The organism is Haloferula sp. BvORR071 (assembly GCF_000739615.1).
Classification (GTDB): domain Bacteria; phylum Verrucomicrobiota; class Verrucomicrobiia; order Verrucomicrobiales; family Akkermansiaceae; genus Haloferula.
In genome coordinates, this window is sequence record NZ_BATP01000034.1 from 154,653 (window position 1) to 176,270 (window position 21,618).

The following is a 21,618-nucleotide window of genomic DNA, read 5'->3' on the forward strand; positions in this document are numbered from 1 at the left end:
GGCATTAGTCTCGGACGAGGGTTTGATCGAGATTGAAGACGGTGCTCGCGACCAGCATCCAGGCCGCGAGTTCGGAAGGATTGAGCGCGGGATCCACAGGGGCCGCCCCTTGCTTCAGCAGCTCCGCGGCATCGGCCGGAGTACTGCGGAAACGTTCCACCAATAAGTTCAATCCCTCCTCCAGAGTCTTCAGGTCTTGAGCCGCGCCACTGCGCCCGGTCACCCGCCGGTAGAGCAAGGCAAGGCGCTCCGGGCTTGGCCGGGGATCGCTGAGGATCGTCGCCGCGAGCTGCCTCGAACACTCGAGAATCTGCTCGTCATTGAAGGCGGCGAGCGCCTGGAGCGGTGTGTTCGTCGCCTGCCGGCGAACCGAGCAGGACGTCCGCTCCGGCGCATCGAAGATCGTCATGAAAGGCGGCGGCGAGGTCCGCTTCCAGAAGGTATAGAGGCTGCGGCGATACAGAGCCTGGCCCTTGCTCTGCACATAGACCTTCGTATTACTGCCACCATTCGAGCGTTCCTCCCACAAGCCCGGTGGCTGATAGGGGAAGACCGGTGCTCCTCCGAGTTCACCGGACATCAGCCCCGCGGCGAAGAGCGCTTGGTCACGCACTTCTTCAGCCGCCAGACGGCGCCGTGGAAAGAACGCCAGCAGCCGATTGTCCGGATCCTTCGCCGTGACCTCGGGACGCAGCCGCGATGATTGCCGGTAGCTGGCGCTGGTCACGATCTGGCGCACCAGGTGGCGCGTGCTCCATGGCTTCGCATCGCCGCTGCCCTCACGGAATTCGATCGCCAGCCAGTCTAACAATTCCGGATGCACCGGATATTCGCCCTGCAGCCCGAAGTCGTCCGCGCTCTTCACGATGCCGGTGGAGAAGAACTGCTGCCACAGCCGGTTCACTGTTACCCGTGCGAGCAGGGGATTCCGCTCTGATACCAGCCATTGGGCCAAGCCCAGCCGGTTTGCCGGAGCATCCGGCAAAGGTGCACCCAATACCTCGGGCGGCCGCCGCGTCACCGGGCGCGATTTGTCGGGCTGGTCATACTGGCCGCGCGTGAGCACAAAGGCCGGCACCGCTGCCGCTGCTTCCTGCATCACCATCACCTGCGCCTTCGGGCCCTGCGGCACGAGCGGCGAGGCAATCTCGATAAAGGGCGCGTAGGCCGCTGAGCTGTTGTTCTCGACGTGCTTCTCAGTGGTCGAGTTGAAGTACGCCTTCAGGCTGTAGAAGTCGTCCTGCTTGAGTGGGTCGAACTTGTGATCATGGCAGCGGCAACAGTTCATCGTCAGCCCCATGAAGGCGGTGCCGACGGTCTGCACACGGTCCGCGGCGTATTCGTTGAGATACTCTTCCGCGATCGTTCCGCCCTCGGCGGTGATCAGGTGATTGCGGCAGAAGGCAGTGGCGAGAACCTGCTCCGGCGTCGCATTCGGCAGCAGGTCACCCGCGATCTGCTCGATCACGAAGCGGTCAAAGGGCATGTCCTCGTTGAAGGCCCGGATCACCCAGTCTCGCCACGGCCAGCCGGTCCGCAGGATATCATGCAGGTAGCCGTTGGTGTCGCCGTAGCGCGCGAGGTCCAACCATTGAGAGGCCATCTTCTCGCCATAGCGCGGTGAGTCCAGCAGGCGATCCACCACCCGTTCGTAAGCCCCCGCTGCCCTGTCCGCGATGAAGGCATCCATCTCCTCCACCGAAGGCGGCAGCCCGGTGAGATCGAGCGTCACCCGCCGCAGCAGCGTTTCTTTGCCGGCCTCCGGTGACCTTTCCAAACCCTCTCGCTTCAGGCGCGCAGCCAGGAAAGCATCGATCGGATTCGCTTCCCCTGACGGTGGAACCGCAGGACGCTGCGGCGGCACGAAGGACCAGTGCTTTTCATAAGGCGCGCCCGCGTCGATCCATTGCCGTAGCACTTCCTTCTCAGCGGCGGAGAGTGTCTTGTGCGACTCCGGCGGCGGCATCACCTCCTCGGGATCGTCCGAGAGGATGCGGCGCCACGCCTCGCTATCCACGGCCGATCCCGGCTTGATGCCGGCCTTCTTGCTATCGGTGAGGCATTGTGCGCCTTCAGGGGTATCGAGGCGGAAGTCGGCCTTGCGATGGTTCGGATCGAAGCCGTGGCAGTAGAAGCACTTGTCGGAAAGGATCGGCCGGACGTCGCGGTTGAATTGCGGCGCTTCAGCCTTGGTGGCCTCGATTCCCAGCAAGGCGCCGCCCGCAGCGATCAGGATCCTGAACTTCATTTTTCTGCCCGGAATTTGACCGATCCATGCCCAATCGTCTTGGAAGAGCTGCGCAAAGACTTGTAAAAAGGCCGCATGAATCCGCCGCCCTACTCGCGCGAAGCCTTCTTGGCGGAGATGGCCGCGGCTGTCCTGCACCCGCTCTACGACCTGATGCCGGACGTCTCCTTCTTCATAAAGGACACTGCGGGGCGCTTCGTGGCGCTGAGCCGCTTGGGCTGCGAATTCTGTGGCGTCAAAACGGAGGAAGACGCCTTCGGCTGCACCGACCTCGATTTCTTCCCGGAGAGTCGCGCCGCCGAGTACATGGCGGACGATCGTCTCGTGATCGCGAGCGGCCAGCCGATCGTCAACCGCATTGAGCCGGCACCTGAGATGGAAGGCTCCCCGCGCTTGGTCGTGACCAACAAGATCCCGGTGCGTGACCGGAATGGCAGCATCATCGGTGTGGCTGGTTTCTCAAGGCGGGTCGAGCACCTCCGCTGCGCGACGACAGTGATCCGCAAGCTGGCCGCGGCAGTCGACCAGATCCATCAGCACTACGCCGAGAGCTTCGACACCGCCGATCTAGCCAAGCAGGCCGGACTCTCGACCAGCCAGTTTGAGCGCCTGTTCCGCAAGGCACTCGGCAGCAGTCCCCGCCAATACCTGCAGCGGGTCCGCATCGAGCACGCCTGCCTCTTTCTCGTGGAGTCGGAGGATACCGTGGCGGCGATCGCCCAGCGCTGCGGCTACTACGACCACGCTCACTTCACCAAGGCTTTCGTGGCGCTCAAGGGTAAGACGCCCACTGCCTTTCGCAAGGAGCGGCAGGCGAGCTTGAATGCTCCTTCGGGCCGCCCGGCGCAGGGCTAGTCACGGGAGGCTCAGGAGCTCCGTGCCTTGCGGCTGTCCGGCTGCTGGATCTGGAGCCGGAATGCCTTTGGCGTCAGACCGGTCACCTCCAGGAAGCGCCGGTTGAAGTTGGAGAGGTTGTTGTAGCCGGCTTGGAATGCGGCCTCCGTGATCGACAGTTTGCCGTGGGCGATCTCGGAGCATACCCTGGCGACGCGGATCTCATTGAGGTAGCGGTTGAAGACGCAGCCCATGTTCACCTTGAACCAGCGGCTGAATGCGGCGGGCGACATCTTCACGCGGGCCGCCGCTTCTTGCTGGGTGACCGGCTCGCCCAGGCGGCTCTCCAGCCAGGCTAGCAACTCGTCGAGACGCGCGTTCTGCCAATCGCTTTTGCCTTCCTCGACCGCGTGCAGCGAGTGCACCTCCAGCCGCGTGAGCAGCTTGAAGATGCTCCACAGCTCGGCGAAGCCCTCGAGTGAGGCGGAGTCGCGTGCCGCCAGCGCTTCCATTCGCTGCCCGATTTCTTCGCTGCCTTTGCCGCTGAAGCGGACCCCGCGCTGCGCACTTTGGCACAGGGCATGGAAATCCTTGATCTCCGGCAGTTTCCAAAAGGTATCCCCCCACACTTGCGGCAGAAAGTGGATCACTGTGCAGCGCGTGTCGCCCACTTGGTCCGTGCTGGAAAACCAAGTATGCGGCACATTGCCAGGTAGCATCGCGAGATCCCCGGGCCCGAATTTTTCCACCGATGTCCCCACGTGGCGGGTGCCGCAACCATTGCGGGTGAAGACAATTTCCCACTCCGGATGGTAGTGCCACAAGAAGCGATAAGTGGGTTCGCAATAGCTCGTGGCGGTGAAGGCCCGCGTCTTGGTCAGCGGCAGCACGGTGAAGCTGGGCTGGCCGTAACCGGAGATCGAGGGAACCACCTGCATTTCCGCGTGGTTAACTCCGTATGCATCCCGAGGCAAGTCCGTAGCAGCCTCGCTTTCGGATTCCTTCTAGGCTAGATGGATTCTCATGAGGTCTTCCATCGCGACGGCAACGCTCCCCGGGCAACCCAAGAAAATACCGGCCGCTCCGCTGCGGCTTTGCTTTGTCGGCTGCGGTTCCCGCGCCCGCGCATATGCCGAAGTGGTGGCCAGCCGGCCGCAACTCCTTGAGGCCGTCGCCATCGCGGATCCCCTCGCCAGCCAGCGCGCCGATGTGCGGAGCCTTCTAGGTGACACCGGAGTTCGGGAGTTCCAGACCGGGGAGGAATTGCTGGCGGCAGGTCGTCTCGGGGATGTGGCGGTGATTACCACCCAGGACAAGTTCCACTATCGCCAGGCCATGCTCGCCCTGCGTGCCGGCTATGACCTCTTGCTGGAAAAGCCCGCCGCCTGCACCTCGGCGGAAGTCCATGATCTGGTGCGCCTCGCCAACGAGCTGGGCCGGCGGATCGTGTTGTGCTTCGTTCTCCGCTACACGCCCTTCTATCGCGCGGTCAAGCGGGTCCTGGACAGCGGTCGTCTGGGCAAGCTGGTGAGCATCCAGGCCACCGAGGGCGTGGAGCCTTGGCACTTCGGGCACTCTTTTGTCCGCGGCAACTGGTCGGTAAGGGAGAAATCCACGCCGATGATCGTGCAAAAATGCAGCCACGACACGGACATCCTCTCGTGGCTGGCGGGCTCCGAATGCACCGCGGTCTCCAGCTTCGCCGGCAACCAATGGTTTCGCCCGGAAAATGCGCCCGCAGGTGCCACCGCACGCTGCACCGATCCATGCCCGCACGCGGCTGACAGCAGTTGCCCCTTCCCCGCGCAACGCTACCTCACGGACAAGAAGCAGCCTTGGCTGCCGCAGGTCATGCCGGGCTGGGCCAACGCCAGCGACGATGAGATCCTCGACTGGCTGCGCAAGGGCGATTGGGGCCGTTGCGTGTATACCTGCGGGCATGACACGCCGGACCACCAGGTCGTTTCGCTCCAGTTCGCGTCCGGCGTGACAGCACAGCTTTTGATGACCGCATTTGACCGCGGCCGCCGCATTCGCATCCACGGTACCGAGGCGATCTTGCAAGGCAGCCTGCATGCCGACGGCGAGATCCACCGGCTGGAGCTGCGTCTTCATCACGGTGGCGAGGCCGAGCAGATCGAGGTCGAAGACCCCTCCGCAAACGGCTATGCCGGCCACGGTGGCGGAGACTTCGGACTGGTCGATTCTCTCCACGAGCTCATCTCCGCGCCCGGTCCCTTCGATAACAGCCACTTCATGGCTGGGCACCTCATCGCCTTTGCGGCAGATGCAGCCTTCCACACCGGCAGGGTGATTGTTCCCGCCGAACTCCTGCAATCCTCCGTCTTCTGACCGAATGCACCTTCATCTCATCGACTGGCTGATCGTCATCGTTTCCTTCCTGGCCTTCGCCGGGATCGCCATGTGGAGCGGCCGCCAAGCCAAGAGTGTCTCCGGCTTCCTCGTCAGCGGCCGTTGCGCCGGACGCTACCTGCTCACCATTGCCGCCGGCATGGTGTGGATCGATGCGATCAACATCATCGGCATGTTCGAGCTGTACTTCGTCGGCGGTTTCCCGGCGATGAGCTGGGGCCTGATCATCCAGCCACCGCTTGCCGTGATCATGGCTGTGTCCGGTTGGGCCGTGTATCGCTTCCGCGAAACGCGGGCCATGACCGTGCCGCAATACCTCGAGATGCGCTACAGCCCCGGCGTCCGCGTCAGCGCTGGCATCGTTTCGTGGATCGCCGGCATGATCAATTTCGGCATCTTCCCCGCGGTCAGCGCCCATTTCGTCATGGGCTTCTGCGGCCTGCCGAAGGACTTCGCCTTGGCCAGCCTGACCCTGCCGACCTTTCCCGTGCTAATGGTCGCGATGATGGCGGTCACCCTCTTGTTCGTCTTCCACGGCGGCCACGTCACCGTGCTGGTCCTGGATTTCTGCCAGGGCTTCTTCATCAATATCGCTGCCGTCCTCCTGGTGCTGGTGATCGGCTTCACTTGGCTCAATTGGAGCGAAGTGTTAGACGTGCTCAACCAAGCTCCCGCCGACGCATCTCTGCTCGACCCGGCGCGCACCTCGAACGTCAAGGACTTCAATGTCTGGTACTTCGTCATCTCCACCATCGGGATGTTCTACAACCGCCTGTCGAACTTCCAGGGACAGGCCTTCGATGCCGCGGCCCGCACACCGCACGAAGGCCGCATGGGCAATGTCCTCGGCCTCATCCGCTGGCAGACCCTCTGTCTCTTCTTCATGGTGATGGTGCTGGCCGCGCAAGTGGCGCTCAAGCACCCCGCCCACGCCTCGCTTGGCCAATCGATCACCGCATGGCTCGACGTGCTGGAGCGGCAACACGGCGCGGCGGTGCGCGGTCAGATGACGGTCAGCACTGCACTCGCCTTCATTCTGCCCGTCGGCGGCAAGGGTCTGCTGCTCGCCATCATGATCGCGGCGATGATCTCGTCCAAGAGTGCCTTCATCCACTCCTTCGGCTCGATCTTCGTGCAGGATGTCGTGCTGCCCTTCCGCAAGACCTCGCCGGAACCCGCGCGGCAATTGCGCTGGCTGCGCCTGTCGATGCTGGGGGTCACGGTCTTCGCGGTGCTCTTCGGCTGCTTCTACCGCCAGACCGAGAAGATCCTGATGTACTTTGCGCTCAGCAGTACCCTCTGGCTCGGCGGCTCCGGCGCAATCCTCATCGGCGGGCTCTATTGGAAGAAGGGCACGACCCAGGGTGCCTACGCAGCCATGGGTGTGGGCGGCGTCTTTGGTCTCGCTGGTTTCGCCCTCATGCAGGGTTGGGAAAAATGGACCGGATCGCCGCCACAGCTCTCGATCGCCGGCCACGCGATCGCACTCAACCCACAGTGGTGGTTGCTCATCACCATGCTGGTCTCGACGGCCACCTACGTCGGCGTGTCCCTGCTCACCCGTCGCGGTGCCAGCTTCGATCTCGATCGCCTGCTCCACCGCGGTGCTTGGCGCGACGCGGACTCATCGCTCGATGACGAGCCGCAGCTTTCGCTGTGGAAGCGGATCTGTGGCGTCACCCCGGAATTCTCGACCAGCGACCGCCGCACGGTGTATGCCTTCTACGTTTGGGTCTTCGCGTGGTTCGGCGCCTGCGTCATCATGATCGCCCTCTCGCTCTCCGGAAAGGTCGGCAATGCGGACTGGGCCGGATTCTGGAAGATTTACCTCATCGCGTTAGCCTGCTTGCTGGTGATCAGCACGGTTTGGCTCGGCATGGGTGGCATCCGCGATCTAAAAACCATGTTCCGCTTGCTCAAGGAAACTGGCCACGCTTCTGACGACGGCACAGTTCCCGGCTCCGCCGCCATTGAAACGACCGGGCCCATCACTCCCGACAAGGCCGCTGACCCCGCGTGACTCCCATTGCTCCGATCAACACGAATGAAGACTCAGCTCCGGCAGACCTCCTTGCCCTTCATCCGTGGTTCTTTTCGCTTCCCTAAAGCTCACTCCGCTCTCTTCGCCAGCATGAAGCTCACCCGTTCTCTGATCGCTGCCCTTGCCTTCGCGCACCCCGCCTTGGCTGAAGTCCAGCCGCTCGCCCAATACAACCTTCAGGGCGAAGGCGGCGTTCGTGACACCGCCGCCCCGGCGACCCTTTCGGGGCAGGTCAAGGATGCTCCCGCACTGACCCGCCAAGGTGCCCCCAGGATCATGTCGAATAGCCCGGAGCCGCGCCGTCAGGTCTCCGACTCCTCGATCAAGTTCGAGAACGACGACCAGTGCTACAGCACCGCCAGGAACCTCGCCAGCGGTGACCGCTTCGTGGTCGAGGTTTGGGCCTATGCGGCAAAGGGCGACGACCCCGGTCTCCATGCAGCGCTCGCCAATGGCAACGGCGCGAGCGGCTTCCTCATCGCCCAGAGCGGTGACCAGTGGCAGGTCTTCGTCGGCGGTGTCGGTGGAACTCCGATCGGCAAGGTCACCCCCGAGAAGTGGACCCATCTCGCCATCGTTCGCGAAGGCGGCAACTGTAGCGCCTGGATAAATGGCGAACGCGCCGGTGACTTGCCCGGCCTCGGCGGCGGCACCGCCAACTTCTCCCTTGGTGCCAGCGCACCCGGCAAGGAAGCCTTCCACGGCTGGATCTCGGAGGCCCGCGTCTCCACCTTCAAGCCCGGCGCTTTCGAAGTTACCGACTTCCTGCTCGACGAGACCAAGCTGAAGTCCCTCAAGGATGCGGACCTCGCCGAGCGCGCCCGCTTCATGGAGGGGCTGCTGCAAACACCCGGGGTGAAGGTGGTGAAAGATTTCGTCGAGAAGCCAGCCACCGCCGATTGGCTGATTGAGCCGCCGACGCAGCCTTCATCGATCCAGCTCCGTGTGGATGACAAGAAGCAGTTCGCCCAGGTCCTGCTGACGAATGGCTTGGTCAGTCGCACCTTTCACCTCACCGATGGCAACCTCGGCTGCATCAGCTTCCGCCGCATCGACAAGGACATCGAGTTCGTCCGCGCCATCAAGCCGGAAGCGCGCATCTGCCTCGATGGCAACTGGTTGGAGATTGGTGGTCTCACCGGTACGCCGGACCAGGCATTCCTCACGCCAAGCTGGTTGCCACTGCTGCGCTCGAAGCCCGACAGCTTCCGCTTCATCGGCATGGAGAGCGGTGCCTGCGTGAAACCCTACGAGTGGCAGCCCAAGTGCAACGCGCCGAAGGACATCGCGTGGCCCGCCAAGGGCCAGCGCCTGACCTTCCGTTTCGTCGCTCCCGAGAGCAGTCCCTACAAGGGTACCGGCGTCGCCGTGAGCTACGAGATCTACGACGGCATCCCGGTGATGATGAAGACCTTCAGATTCGTCAACAAGTCCGGGAAGGAGGTCGTGCTCACCAAGTTCGAAAGCGAGCATCTCGCGGTGCAGCCCAGCAACTCGCGGATGATGCACGTGGAGAGCGACTACTCCTTCGCCATGGCCAATGCCACCGACAAGGGCAGCGGCCTCGGCATCCACATGAGTGGCGGGAAATCCGAGTTCTACGACTACTCCTTCGGCGGCGGCACTACCCGCTTCGTCCGCGATCCGAATTGGGGCTCAATGGCCACGCTCAATCAGGCGGAGGACATCTTCCTCAACGACCCCCAGAACGCGCTGCTGCTCAGCCGTCCGACCGTCGGCCCGAACTGGACCGTGAAAGCCGGCGAGTCCTTCGATGCCTTCCGCACTTTCACGATCCTCAACGACAGCACCGACAAGGAGCGCTTCCACCTCGCCCAGCGCCGCTTCTACCGCAAGCTCGCGCCGCAGACGAACGAGAAAATGTTCGAAGTCCACGCGCCGGTCACCCGCGACCCGAACGTGCTCAAGCCGCTGATCGACCAGATGGAGGAAATCGGCTTCAACCTGCTCCAGGCGCCGGAACATCCCGGCAGCTTCAACTACGCCGATAGCTCGGAAGGCAACGTGAAGTCGATGAAGGTCATCTGCGACTACGCGAAGACCAAGGGCGTCCGCGTTGGCGCCTATCAGCTCATGATGGCCTCGCAAGGCTGGGGCAAACCGGAGGACAACTACAACTGCATCAGCCCGGCCACCGGCAAGCCCGGCAGCCTCTTCGGCCAGAGTGCCTGTGGTGCCAGCGCTTGGGCGGACATGTACTACGACAACATGTGGAAAACCATCGAGGCTGCCGGCATGGGGGCCTTCAAACCCGATGGTCCCTACCACGGCGACCCCTGCGCGGCGAAAGACCACCCGCACCACAAGGGTCTGGAGGACTCGCAATGGGCGCAGTGGAAGTGGATGTGCTCGGTGCTCCACGAGGGCCAGCGCCGCAATCTCTACCTGACTGTCCCGGACTGGTACTTCCTCAATGGCCAAGTCTGCACCGGCATGGGGTACCGCGAGGCGACCGACAACATTGACATCAACCTGCAGACCGTCATCTACCGCCAGTACATCTACGACGCCACCTGGCACAAGACGGCGCAGATGGGCTGGGTCAACCTGAACACCGAGGTGCTGCACGGCGGCATGGAGAAGAACCTCGACAAGTATGAGCGCACCTTCTTCGGCATGCTGGCTTCGGGTGCCCAGGTCTGGGTCCGCGGCCACCGGCTCTACGACGGCCCGCAAAGCCAGGCCATGCTCCGGAAGTGGATGGACTGGTACAAGCGTCACTCCGACGTCATCCTCGGTGACATCATCCACCTCCGCCGTCCCGATGGCCGCGGGCTCGACTACTACCTGCACGTGAATCCCAGCGGGAAGGAGAAGGGGATGCTCCTGGTCTTCAATCCGCTCGATCAGGAGGTGAAGAAGGAGCTCACCGTGCCGCTCTACTACACCGGCCTGGTGGGAAGCGCGTCGGTGCGCGAGAAGGACGGCTCCGCTTCAAGCCTTAAACTGGATCGGGATGAGCAGGCCCGCATCCCGGTCACCCTGCCGGCTGGAGGATTCACCTGGGTCACCTTCGAATGAGCGCGCGACCGACCATGCAACCTTTTGCTCCTGCTGCCGTGCCGACGCGTGGGCGTTTCACTCTTCCCACTGAGGCTGGCCAGGACGATCTGGTTCTCGATCTCGCCGCCAAGTGGGGTGCGGATACGATCCGTGACTCGGACGGCACCGAGCTATCCCCCTCGCTCACCGCGCTTGGCTTCGACATCTTCTCGACGGTGCTGCTGACCCGTGCCGACCAGGAGTTTGTGCGCGCCCATTCGGAGTTCCTGATTCGCAAGTTCTTCCGCTCCGATCCGGTGACAGCAACCACCTACAGTGTGGTATTGGACCCGATGCGGGGTTTCGATTCGCGCAAGTATCGCATCGACACCCTGAACGATCCCGCCGTCTGGTGGGAAGTCCACGACCGCACGACCGGCCGGAAGCTGCCCGGCTCGCAATGGGCATTCGATCCAGAGTCGGGAATGGTGACGGTGAACGGCATCACGCCTTGGCACCAGTACACGGTGAATTTCCTGGTCCAGCAGACTTGGGATTCGACCTCGATGCACAACCATCTGACGAATGGCTGGACCTGCGCACCGATCATGAGCGTCGATCCGTGGCACCCCGCCTGTTACGATCACCTGATGCAGTGGTTCGACCGCTGGCTGGAGGAACATCCGGCGACCACCGTGGTGCGCCTCACCACACTCTGCTACCATTTTCCCATCGATAGCGGAGCCGATGGCAAGACCCGTTACTTCGACGGCCAGGGCTACGCCGACACCGTCAGTATCCCGGCGCTGCTGGATTTCGAGAAGACCTATGGCTACCGCCCCTCAAGCGAGGACTTTGTTGACCAGGGCTACTATCGCAATACCCACCGCGTTCCCACACCGCGGCAGCGGCAGTGGATGGAGCACATCCACAAGTTCGTCGTGCGCTTCGGCCGTGACCTGACCGACCGCATCCATCGCGCCGGGAAAAAGGCGGCCATCTTCTGGGGCGATCACTGGATCGGCATGGAGCCCTACCTGCCCAGCTTCCAGGAGATGGGCATCGACATCCACATCAATGCCTGCGAGGGCGCTGTGGTGGCTCGGCGTTGTGCAGAAGCGCCGGGCAGCCAGATCAAGGAACTACGGCTCTACCCGTACTTGTTCCCGGATACCTTCAATGACCACGGCGGCCAACCGCTGCGGGACTCGCAGTTGTTCTGGGCAAATGTCCGCCGCGGCCTCTTGCGCGCGCCGGTGGACCGGATCGGCTACGGCGGCTATCTCAGCCTGGCAGCGCGCTATCCGGAATTCGTGGCCCAGGTATCCGGTCTCGCGCAGGAGTTCCGCACCCTGATCGAGGTAACCCGCTCGACCCGCTCTTGGCGGATCCCGGTGAAGGTCGGTATTCTCAACGCTTGGGGTGCCTGCCGCTCATGGATCCCCATGGAAGGGCGCGACCAGAAGTTCGCCGTCTCCTACAGCGACAACATGTTCCTGCTGGCCCGCAGCTACCTGCTTGAATGCCTGGCGGGCCTGCCGGTGGACGTGACCTTCCTCAGCTTCGACGAGGTGGCCGCCGACGGCATTCCAGACGATCTCGACGTGCTGATCAACGACGGCGACGCCGGCACCGCCCAGTCCGGCGGGCACTACTGGGCACAACCTGAAATCGTGACCGCAGTGCGGCGCTTCGTCCACCAAGGCGGCGGCTTCATCGGCGTGCGCGAGCCGAGCGCTCACGCCGCGATGGGCCGCGTCTTCCAACTCGCCGATGTGCTCGGTGTCGATCAGGAACTCGGGCACTCACCGTCGCAGCGATCCATTGCCGAATGGCAGGAAAACCGCGATCACTTCATCCTCGCCGGAGAAGCGCTGGAATTGAATTTCGGCATCAGCCAGAGCTACGTCGCCCCGGTCGAGCCGGGTACCCAGATCCTGGCGACAGGTCCCGGCGGCCATGTCCTCGCCTCCGCCCGCGATTGCGGTGCCGGCCGCGCCGTGTATTTCGCCGGCCTGCCCGCCACGCTCGACAACTACCGGCTACTGCTTCGCACCCTCGTATGGGCCGCCCGCCAGGAACCATCGCTCGGACAATGGTTCGCGACCAACCCCAAAACAGAATGCGCATGGTATCCGGAAGTCGCGAAACTGTTAGTCATCAACAACTCGCCCGAAGCCCAGCTCACCACCGTGCTCGACGGAGTCGGACATACCTCCGAGCTAAGTCTGGCTCCCTACGCCAGCGCTTGGTTCTCGCCGCAAAACTGAGCATCCCGTTCGCCTCCCATCATCCCTGCGCAACTCCGTATGCGTTTTTCTGCAAATGGGACAGAGCGCGCCAGGGCCGCAAGCGATAGCGTCCCCTTATAAGCCCGGAGCGCCCTCAGCCGGCCCTCAGTTTTCCACTGTCACCATGCAAATCCGAGAGATTCTCCTGCTTCACCACTCTCACACCGACGTCGGCTATACCCACCCGCAGCCGGCCTTCTGGGAGCTCCAGCGGCGCATCATCGACCAGGCGCTCGATCTTTGCGAGAGCACCGCGGATTTCCCGGAGGCCTCCGCCGCACGCTGGACTTGTGAGACCACCTGGCCGGTGATGCATTGGCTGAACCGCGCGAAGTCCTCGCAGATCGAACGCTTCCGCGCCTTGGCCAAGGCCGGCCGGATCTCCGTCGGCGCCTTGCCCATCCACCTTTCACCACTGGCAAATACCCCTCAGTTCGCCCACGGCCTGCGCGCGATGAAACTCCTGCGCGATGAGCTCGGCGTGCCGATCCGCACCGCGATCAGCCATGATGTGAACGGCGTCCCTTGGCCGCTCACCAACCTCCTGTTAGATGCCGGTATCGATGCCTTCCTCATGGGCATCAATGTCCACAGCGGCGGCTTCCCCTACCAGCGCCCGCGCTGGATGAACTGGCACAGCCCCGATGGCCGCCCGCTGCTCACCTACAACGGCATGCACTACAATACCTTCGGCCGCGAAAGCCGCTATGCCGAAGGCAGCACCGATATCATGCAAGAAGGCATCGGTGCCTATCTCCGCCGCCTAGAAGAGGCCGGGCATCCGCGCCACTTCGTGATGCTCACCTCCACCCATCCGGTCTACAGCGACAACTACCCGCCGGACCCGCTGCTGGTCCAGATGGTCCGCCGCTGGAACGATGAGGGCCGCTTCCCCGCGATCCGCTTTATCACGCCGGAAGACCTGCTCGACTACTACCACGAGCAGCCCGCAATCCCGATTCCGGATGTCCGCGGCGACTGGTCGGACTATTGGAATTTCGGCTCCGCCAGCTCTGCCACCGAGACCCGCGTGAACCGCAATACCGCGCGCCGTCTCGTGGCCACTGGCCTGCTCCAGACCGCCCTGCCAGTCTGCGAAGACACCACCGTGCGCTCGCTGGATGCTTGGCGCAATCTCTTGCTCTTCGATGAACACACCTGGGGACCCGACCGCACCGTACAGTCCGGCAGCTCGGATCCGATCGACGAACAATGGGTGCTCGATGCCGCTTACGCGTGGCGCGCACGCTCGATGACCGGCCTCCTGTTCCGCGACTCGCTGGACCTCTTGGTCGGGAATCCCACCAACCTCTCTGCTCCCAAGTCCGTCCTCTGCTTCAATCCCTCTCCCCAGCGCCGCGAGTGCTTCGTCCGCATCCCGAAGACCTGGGCCGATGGCACCTGGCGCCACTGCTCCAGCAACGTCGCCCGTATCGAGGTCGACCGCTTCCTCTGGGACGACTCGAATTCCTACCTCAGCGGCCCCTTCATCTTCGAGCCTTGCAGCACCATCTCCCTGCCTGTGGAGAAACTGGTGCCAGCTGAACCATCCGCATCGCTCAGAACGGAGGGCAACGTGATCGAGACCGAGTTCCATCGCCTCACCTACGATCCGCAGACCGGCTACGCCACCAGCCTCTACGATAAGAAGCTCGGCCGTGAATTCATCGATGCCGATGCGAAGTGGCCCTTCTTCGGCTTCGTCCACGAGCAGCCGGACCCCAATCACCACGACCTCACCACCGGTGAGCTTGGCCGCGATGCCTACTACCAGAGCATCTGGGACCTCCTGCACGCTGACATCGACTGCTGGCAATACGATTGGAAGGCGCAGCACCGCGCCGCAGGCAAGCTGCTCGACCTCCAGATCGAACGTCATGCCGATGGCATCACCCTGGTCACCCGGCGCGAGGCTCCCGGCGTCCAGCACAACAGCGGCGCCACGGGCACCTCGCAGGGTTTCTTCGCCCACCTGCCCGGCGATCTCATCCAGCGGATCAAGCTCAGTGCCTTGGCACCAGTGGTTGAGCTGACCGCCACCTTCACCAAGGACGAGAACCGTTGCGCCGAGGCGATCTACTTCACCTTCCCGCTCAATCTCCCGCAGTGGTCCGCGCACTACGATGCCGCCGGCGTGCCGGTGCGCTGGGATGAGGAACAGCTCGAAGGCTCATGCAAGAACTGGGTCACCACCGGCTCCTGGGCCAGTGTCCACAATGCCGAAGCCGGCGTGACGCTTGCGACCCCTGATGCACCCTTGGTGCAGATCGGTGACTTCGGCTTCGGTCGTCCCCAAGGCTTCGCCCGGAACAACGCGAAGCCGCTGCTGCTCGGCTGGCCGGTGAACAACTACTGGATGACCAACTTCCGCCCCTGCCAGCCCGGCTCGATGCGCTTCCGCTACGAACTCCGCACCCACGCTGCCTTCGATCCAGTGCTCTCCACCCGCACCGGCCTCGATGCCGCTTGCCCGATCGAGGTCCACCCGGTGATGAATGCGGCACCTGTAGCACGCGACTTCCTCCGTGTGGAGAATCCGGCGGTCTTGCCACAGCAGTTCTCGCCTTGCGACGATAGCACTGGGGACCTGTTGCTGATCCTGCAAAACGTCACCAACCAGACGGTGAGCACCGCGGTTGAACTGCCCGCTTTATCCAAGTGCCGCGTCTCCGAATCGAATGCGTTGGGAGAGACTGGCCTGCTGCTGGCAGATTCGTCCCGCTTCTCCGTCGAGCTGGCCCCGCGTGCAACGCGGATCTTGCGGGTCGACGTGGATCGCGGCGCTTCGCCGAATGGCTCACCGCTGCATACCCTCTGGAAGCGCGCGGCTTGCTGACCTCTTCGCTCAGGCGAAGATCTCCTTCACCACCCTCGCCGGTTCGACCCCGGTGAGGCGTTGGTCGAGACCCTGGAACTTGATGCTGAGACGCTCATGATCCAGCCCCAGTGCATGGAGGATCGTCGCATGAAGATCCCGGATATGCACTGGATCGCGCGTGATGTTGAAGCTCATCTCATCCGTCTCCCCATAGCTCAGTCCACCCTTCACCCCCGCACCCGCCATCCACAGCGAGAAGCATCGCGGATGGTGATCCCGCCCATAGTTCGTCTCAGAGAGCCCGCCCTGACAATAAATCGTCCGCCCGAATTCTCCGCCGAAGACCACCAGCGTGTCTTCGAGCATCCCGCGCAGCTTGAGGTCCTGGATCAAGCCATAGCACCCTTGGTCCACATCCTTGCATTGCGAGGCCAGGTCGCGCGGCAGGTTGCTGTGCTGGTCCCAGCCGCGGTGGAAGATCTGCACGAAGCGCACCCCGCGCTCCATCAGGCGGCGCGCCATCATCGCCGAGTTGGCGAAGGTGCCGCGGGTCTTGCTCTCCGGCCCGTAGAGCGCGTGGACCGCCTCCGGCTCGCCGGACATATCCGCTAGCTCCGGCACCGAGGCCTGCATCCGGTACGCCATTTCGTATTGCTGGATCCGGGTCTGGGTCTCCGGATCGCCGACAGCCTCATAGGACTGGCGGTTGAGATCATTGAGCCCGTCTAACATCCGCCGCCGCACCTCCCGCGAGATCCCGGGCGTATCCTTGAGGAACAGCACCGGATCACCCAGCGAGCGCAGCGCTACCCCGCCATGCTTCCCGGGTAGATAGCCCGCGCCCCACAAACGCGAGGAGATCGCCTGCACATCCGAATACGGCGACGAATGCGTCGCGTGCAGCACGACGAAGGAAGGCAAATCCTGATTCAGCGAGCCGAGTCCGTAGGACATCCAGGCTCCCATCGACGGCTTGCCCGATTGCATCGAGCCCGTGCAAATCAACTGGTTCGCCGGCTCATGGTTGATCGCATCCGTGTGCATCGAGCGGATGACGCACAGGTCATCGGCCATCTTGGCGGTCCACGGCAGCAACTCGCTGACCCAGGCTCCGCACTGGCCATGCTGGGAAAACTTGAAGATCGTCGGAGCGAGCGGGAATGCCGCTTGCCCGGAGGTCATGCCGGTCAGGCGTTGGCCGCTCTTCTCCAGCCAGTCCTTGAGGTTCTCCTTGAAGCGCTTCTGCAGCCCGGGCTTGTAGTCGAAGGTATCGAGCTGCGAGGGCGCACCGATCAGTGAGATGTAGATCACCCGCTTGGCCTTCGGCAGGATCTGCGGCAGCCCGCCACTCAGTGTGCCGGCATCGCCCGATCCTATGGCGCGCTCCATCAGCGAAGCGAGCGCCGCTGCGCCGAGTCCGGTGCCGGACTTGCGGAAGAACTGGCGGCGGGTCAGTGCCGCATTGTATTGTTCGATCGGGTTCATCGGGTCACGGCTTCGTCGAGGTTCATGATCTGGCTGGCAACGATGGTCCATGCCGCGAGCTCAGGGGTATTGAGGGTCGGCGGGGCAGCTGTCGCGCCGGTGGCGAGCAGCTTCTTTGCCTCCTCGGTTTGCGCTCGATAGACTTCCAGCATTTCGTCGAGCGTCGCCTTCGTGATGCTCCGCTCCTCCGGCTTCAGGCTGCGGTCGATCAGCTTGCCGGTGATGAAGTCGAGACGGCTATCAAAACCGGGCGCACTCTCCATCGCCCGCGCCGCCAGCATCTTCGCGGCCTCCACGAACTGCGGGTCGTTGAGCATCACCAGCGCCTGCAAGGGCGTGTTGGTCCGCTCGCGCCGCACGCAGAAAACCTCGCGGCTCGGCGCGTTGAAGAGCTCCATCGAGGGCGGCGCAGCCGTGCGCTTCCATAGCGTGTAGAGCGAGCGGCGATACAGCGATTCGCCGCTGTCCTGCTTGTAGTTCCGCGTGTCCGACTGCTTCATCGCCACCGCTTCCCAGATGCCTTCGGGCTGGTAGGGCCTCACCGGCGGGCCGCCGACCTTGTTCACCAGCAGCCCGGAGGCAGAGAGGGCAAGATCGCGCAGTTGCTCGGCATCAAGCCGCACCCGCGGGCCGCGCGACAGCAAGCGGTTGAGAGGATCCTTCTCCAGTTTCCCGGCATTGGCCGCCGCAGATTGGCGATAAGTCGCCGAAGTCACGAGCAGCTTCATCATGTGGCGGTAATCCCACTTCGAGGCGATGAACTCGCCGGCCAGCCAATCCAACAATTGCGGGTGAGTCGGGCGCGCACCCATGACCCCGAAGTCCTCGGTGGTCTCGACGATGCCAGTACCAAAGAAGTAGTACCAAGTCCGGTTCATCGTCACTCGCGCTGGCAAGGGATTCGCCGGATCGACCAGCCAGCGGGCAAGGCCGAGGCGGTTGCGGGGCGCATCCGCAGCCATCGGCGGCAAGACCGCTGGGGTATTGGGCTCCACCTTCTCGCCCTTGTCGGAATACACGCCACGCGTCAGCACATGGGCGAAGGGCTTGGCATCCTTCTTCTCCTCCATCACCAGGCAGACGTTCCCTGTTTCCTTCAGCTTGGCCTGCTCGGCCTTCAGGTTGTTGGCGATCTGGCGTAGCTCCCGCGCCGGACCATCGGTGGCGGCCAGGTAGTGCTGGAATCCCTGCTCGAGTTGCTCCTTGGTCCGCTTCCCGGCGGGCACTTCCACCAGGCCGCGCAGGACGCTGTCATGGGAAATCATGTTGATCTCCGCCGGCGTCAGCAGGCGCCGGTAGAAGCGGAAGTCCTGCAGGGCCACCTTGCCGTTCAATTTCGAATCATTGCCGTTCCGCGACCCCAGACGGAGCGACACACCGGTGCTAATGTCCCCATCCACCGTGGCCGGGCTGACCGAGCTCTCCTGCCGGATCCCGTCGACATACAAGGTCAGTGTCTTGGCCGCCGGCTGCGCACCGTCGAAGGTGATCATCACATGGTGCCACACACCCGGCGTGAGCGCTTGGTTGCCCACCAGCTTGTTGGCATTGCCGGGCCAGGTGTTGATGACATGCGAGGCTGGCCTGCCATTGTCCAGGTACAGGTCCCAGCCGCGGAAGGCCTGCGCCGGATCCATCCGCGCGACCACCGCCCCGGTGGGAGCGCCTTCGATGCGGATGAAGCCTCCATAGCTGACGGAATCCTTGCGGGAGAAGGACGCGAGATCGCCGAGATCGGTCGGCACATCACTGACCACCGGCGCCGGATCGATCGGTCCGGCGATGCGGTTTGGCGGTGCCGGCCACTGCCGTGTGGCTCGCTCGATCGTCCCTTCGATCGTGTTGCCGCTTTCGTGCAGTGGCAGATGGACGGCGAGGCCGGAGTCGAGCAGGCGGGGGGCCGGGAGGACGGGGTGGCTGAGCCAGCGCTCGAAGTCTGCCCGTGCGAGCGGCTCACGCTCGGCGAGTTTGCGTTCATTCTCCGCGATCAAGCCTTGCAGCTCGGTGTAGCGGTCGAGGTTGGCTGGAACCGTCACATTCGGCGGGTGATTGCCATTGTTGCCGTCCAGCGCGGACATCGTCGTGTTCCGGAAGAAGGCTGTGAGCGAATAGAACTCCTTCGTCGAAAGCGGATCGAACTTGTGGTCGTGGCAGGAGGCACAACCGGTGGTCAGGCCCAGCCACACCGCTGCGGTGGTGTCGGTACGATCCTTGGCGTAGATCGCATCGTATTCCTCCGGGATCGCTCCACCCTCGCCGGTGGTCGCCAGGCAGCGGTTGAATCCCGTCGCCACTTGCTGGTCGAGGGTAGCGTCCGGCAGCAAGTCCCCCGCGATTTGCTCCACCGTGAACTGATCCCAAGGCATGTTCTTCTGGAAGGCCCGGATCACCCAGTCGCGGTACGGCCAGATCGCGCGGAAGTTGTCGATGTGGATCCCGTGCGTGTCGGCATAGCGGGCCGCATCGAGCCAATGGCGGGTGAAATGCTCGGCGCTTGCAGGCGTCGCCAACAAGCGGTCGGCGGCTTCTTCGACTGCTTTCCGCGGGTCCTCGGCCGATCGCTTGACGAAGACCGCCGTGTCTTCAGCCGAGGGCGGCAGACCTGTTAGGTCCAGGCATAGGCGGCGGTAGAAGCGCTGCAGATCCTCCGGCGGATTCGGCTTCAAGCCCTTGGCGGCAAGTTGCTGCGCGACGAAGCGGTCGATCGGGTTGGCGGCGAAGCCCTCGCCATCCTTCGGCGGCTCCGGGTGCTTCAGCGGCGCAAAGGCCCAGTGGGGTTCATACTTCGCGCCTTGGCGCACCCATTCTTCCAGCAGGGCGATCTCCTGCGGCTTGAGTTCCTTATGGCTATCGCGCGGCGGCATCACGCCCTCCGCGTCCTTCGGTTTCTTGATCAGCTGGATCAGAAGCGAGGCCTCGGGGTCACCCTTCACGATCACCGGCTTCCCGTTTTCCCTTTTCGCGAAGGCCTCGGTCTCGCGGTCGAGGCGCAAGGGCGCTTCAGTCGGCTTCCGGGTTCCGGAGTCCGGGCCATGGCAGTGGTAGCAATTCTCCGAGAGGATCGGCTGGATGTGCTCGTTGAAGCCGATCACGGCAGGCAGGCTTTCCGTGGCTCCTTGGCAATCAGTTGCAATCAGGATACCGGCCAGCGTAAGGGCCGCGCGAATGCCGCGCGCGGTGGGCAGGCTGGGGTGGGTGAGTAAGGGATGGCGGCCGGAAACCATGGATAGGAGCGGTGCGGATGCTACGGGGCGCAAACACGATGGCCGGTGGTGGACCCCGGCTGAAACAGTCTACCCCGGCTCCGGAACCGGGACCGATACTGGGTTGGGGAAAGACTGATACTTGCTTTACCCCTCCGTGTTCCCTCCTTGCGATCCGGGGGCCTGCCTCTTAGTCCCGATGATCCCCGGACTTCTCGTCCGTGGTCGAATCGACTCCGCCTATGTCCGATCTCCGCCCCATCCTCGCCGCCGATCTCGGTGGCACCCTGATCAAGCTTGGCATCGTTTACGGTGGCAGGGTCGTGGCCCGGAAGCTCATCCCCGCTCGCTCCGACGAGCCGCTTGCCGCGCGCCTGCCGGACTTGGAGAGGGAGTGGGAGATGCTCGCCAAGTCGATTGGCTTCATGGCGACAGCCTGCGGCGGCATCGGCATTTCCTTTCCGAGCATCGTCGATTCGGCCTCGGGTCGTGTGCTCACGCACTTCGGCAAGTACACGGACGCACCGCAGCTTGATCTCAAGGAGTGGGCCTGGTCCTGCTTCCGGCTTCCGCTGGCGATTGAGAATGACGCGCGCGCGGCCTTGATCGGAGAGTGGCGGTGCGGGGCAGGCCGTGGCTGCGATGATTTGGTGATGATGACGCTGGGCACCGGCATTGGGACCGCCGCCGTCTGCGGAGGCAGGCCCTTGCGCGGCGCCCACGGTCAGGCCTGCGGCGTCGGTGGCCACTTCACGCTCAACCACGCAGGTGAAGTGTGTGATGTCTGCGGCAATCTCGGGTGCGCTGAGCACGAAGCTTCCACCGCGGCTCTACCACGCTTGGCGCAGCGTGAACCGGATTTCCCCGCCAGCGCGCTCGCCCGTGAGACGCGTTTGGACTATGCTGCGGTCTTTCATCACGCCGCGGCTGGCGATGCCTGTGCCCTGCGCCTGCGCAACGACGCGCTGCGGGTCTGGGGCGCAACGGCGGCGAATCTGGTTCTCGCCTTCGATGTTTCCCGCGTGATCATCGGCGGTGGCATTGCGGAAGCGCCCGAGCTCGTGCCGGCGATTCGCGATCACATTCATCGCCACGTCAGGTCACCGTGGGGGAAGGTCGAGGTGCTGAAGTCGGAACTCGGTGACGCGGCGGCCCTCCTCGGCTGCGAGTGGCTCGGCCGTCAGGCCGGGGCTACGGCCTGCGTTCCGGCGGAGGCGCATTGCCTTGCGTCGTGCTAACCGCGCGCTCTTGGAGCGGTATCACTCAAGACATTGCTTCACCCGCCTGCGAATTACGCTATGCCTTCGATCGCAGCGGCCGAT

General features: G+C 63.6%; 11 protein-coding genes. 7 read left to right on the forward strand and 4 right to left on the reverse strand.

All coding sequences use genetic code 11. The features are described 5' to 3' along the window. Positions 1-4: 4 nt before the first annotated feature. Positions 5-2,248 (reverse strand): PSD1 and planctomycete cytochrome C domain-containing protein, encoded by a 2,244-nt coding sequence (locus BV071_RS19300; RefSeq protein ID WP_052573588.1) that lies wholly within the window; start codon positions 2,246-2,248, stop codon positions 5-7. Between the two features lie 75 nt (positions 2,249-2,323). Here BV071_RS19300 and BV071_RS19305 point away from each other — a divergent pair, with 75 nt between their 5' ends. Beyond that, the gene (locus BV071_RS19305) at positions 2,324-3,103 is read left to right on the forward strand and encodes an AraC family transcriptional regulator (protein WP_052573590.1); all 780 of its coding nucleotides are present in this window, start codon (positions 2,324-2,326) and stop codon (positions 3,101-3,103) included. 11 nt (positions 3,104-3,114) lie between these two features. Here the strand turns inward: BV071_RS19305 and BV071_RS19310 are convergent, their stop codons facing one another. Then, on the reverse strand, positions 3,115-4,020 hold the full coding sequence (locus BV071_RS19310) for an AraC family transcriptional regulator (RefSeq protein ID WP_035610785.1): 906 nt from the start codon (positions 4,018-4,020) through the stop codon (positions 3,115-3,117). Between the two features lie 85 nt (positions 4,021-4,105). On the opposite strand from BV071_RS19310, the gene BV071_RS19315 reads away from it, so the two are divergent. The 5 genes from BV071_RS19315 to BV071_RS19335 all read left to right on the forward strand — a co-directional run bounded on the left by BV071_RS19315 (position 4,106) and on the right by BV071_RS19335 (position 15,626). Beyond that, the gene (locus BV071_RS19315) at positions 4,106-5,434 is read left to right on the forward strand and encodes a Gfo/Idh/MocA family oxidoreductase (protein ID WP_052573593.1); all 1,329 of its coding nucleotides are present in this window, start codon (positions 4,106-4,108) and stop codon (positions 5,432-5,434) included. 4 nt (positions 5,435-5,438) lie between these two features. Next, a complete protein-coding gene (locus BV071_RS19320; protein WP_052573595.1) occupies positions 5,439-7,475 on the forward strand; it encodes a hypothetical protein in 2,037 nt (678 codons plus the stop codon). Positions 7,476-7,586: 111 nt separating this feature from the next. Then, a complete protein-coding gene (locus BV071_RS19325) occupies positions 7,587-10,538 on the forward strand; it encodes a LamG domain-containing protein (protein ID WP_035610868.1) in 2,952 nt (983 codons plus the stop codon). A 14-nt stretch (positions 10,539-10,552) separates the two neighbouring features. Continuing rightward, the gene (gnpA, locus tag BV071_RS19330; protein ID WP_035610871.1) at positions 10,553-12,769 is read left to right on the forward strand and encodes a 1,3-beta-galactosyl-N-acetylhexosamine phosphorylase; all 2,217 of its coding nucleotides are present in this window, start codon (positions 10,553-10,555) and stop codon (positions 12,767-12,769) included. 145 nt (positions 12,770-12,914) lie between these two features. Beyond that, positions 12,915-15,626, forward strand: coding sequence for a hypothetical protein (locus BV071_RS19335; protein ID WP_035610787.1), 2,712 nt, complete (start codon positions 12,915-12,917; stop codon positions 15,624-15,626). Between the two features lie 9 nt (positions 15,627-15,635). Here BV071_RS19335 and BV071_RS19340 read toward each other — a convergent pair whose 3' ends face one another. Both BV071_RS19340 and BV071_RS19345 read right to left on the reverse strand, forming a co-directional pair. Then, on the reverse strand, positions 15,636-17,093 hold the full coding sequence (locus BV071_RS19340; protein WP_035610789.1) for a DUF1501 domain-containing protein: 1,458 nt from the start codon (positions 17,091-17,093) through the stop codon (positions 15,636-15,638). Further along, complete coding sequence (locus BV071_RS19345; RefSeq protein ID WP_052573599.1) at positions 17,090-20,317, reverse strand: DUF1553 domain-containing protein; 3,228 nt, start codon at positions 20,315-20,317, stop codon at positions 17,090-17,092. Before BV071_RS19345 ends, BV071_RS19340 begins: the two co-directional genes overlap by 4 nt. 221 nt (positions 20,318-20,538) lie before the next feature. Here BV071_RS19345 and BV071_RS19350 point away from each other — a divergent pair, with 221 nt between their 5' ends. Further along, a complete protein-coding gene (locus BV071_RS19350) occupies positions 20,539-21,534 on the forward strand; it encodes an ROK family protein (RefSeq protein WP_052573601.1) in 996 nt (331 codons plus the stop codon). Positions 21,535-21,618: the final 84 nt, after the last annotated feature.

Bases quoted from the DNA above. Each gene is read 5' to 3' on its own strand.
- BV071_RS19300 (WP_052573588.1), bottom strand. From the start codon at position 2,248: ATGAAGTTCAGGATCCTGATCGCTGCGGGCGGCGCCTTGCTGGGAATC.
- BV071_RS19305 (WP_052573590.1), top strand. From the start codon at position 2,324: ATGAATCCGCCGCCCTACTCGCGCGAAGCCTTCTTGGCGGAGATGGCC.
- BV071_RS19310 (WP_035610785.1), bottom strand. From the start codon at position 4,020: ATGCAGGTGGTTCCCTCGATCTCCGGTTACGGCCAGCCCAGCTTCACC.
- BV071_RS19315 (WP_052573593.1), top strand. From the start codon at position 4,106: ATGAGGTCTTCCATCGCGACGGCAACGCTCCCCGGGCAACCCAAGAAA.
- BV071_RS19320 (WP_052573595.1), top strand. From the start codon at position 5,439: ATGCACCTTCATCTCATCGACTGGCTGATCGTCATCGTTTCCTTCCTG.
- BV071_RS19325 (WP_035610868.1), top strand. From the start codon at position 7,587: ATGAAGCTCACCCGTTCTCTGATCGCTGCCCTTGCCTTCGCGCACCCC.
- gnpA (WP_035610871.1), top strand. From the start codon at position 10,553: ATGCAACCTTTTGCTCCTGCTGCCGTGCCGACGCGTGGGCGTTTCACT.
- BV071_RS19335 (WP_035610787.1), top strand. From the start codon at position 12,915: ATGCAAATCCGAGAGATTCTCCTGCTTCACCACTCTCACACCGACGTC.
- BV071_RS19340 (WP_035610789.1), bottom strand. From the start codon at position 17,093: ATGAACCCGATCGAACAATACAATGCGGCACTGACCCGCCGCCAGTTC.
- BV071_RS19345 (WP_052573599.1), bottom strand. From the start codon at position 20,317: ATGGTTTCCGGCCGCCATCCCTTACTCACCCACCCCAGCCTGCCCACC.
- BV071_RS19350 (WP_052573601.1), top strand. From the start codon at position 20,539: ATGTCCGATCTCCGCCCCATCCTCGCCGCCGATCTCGGTGGCACCCTG.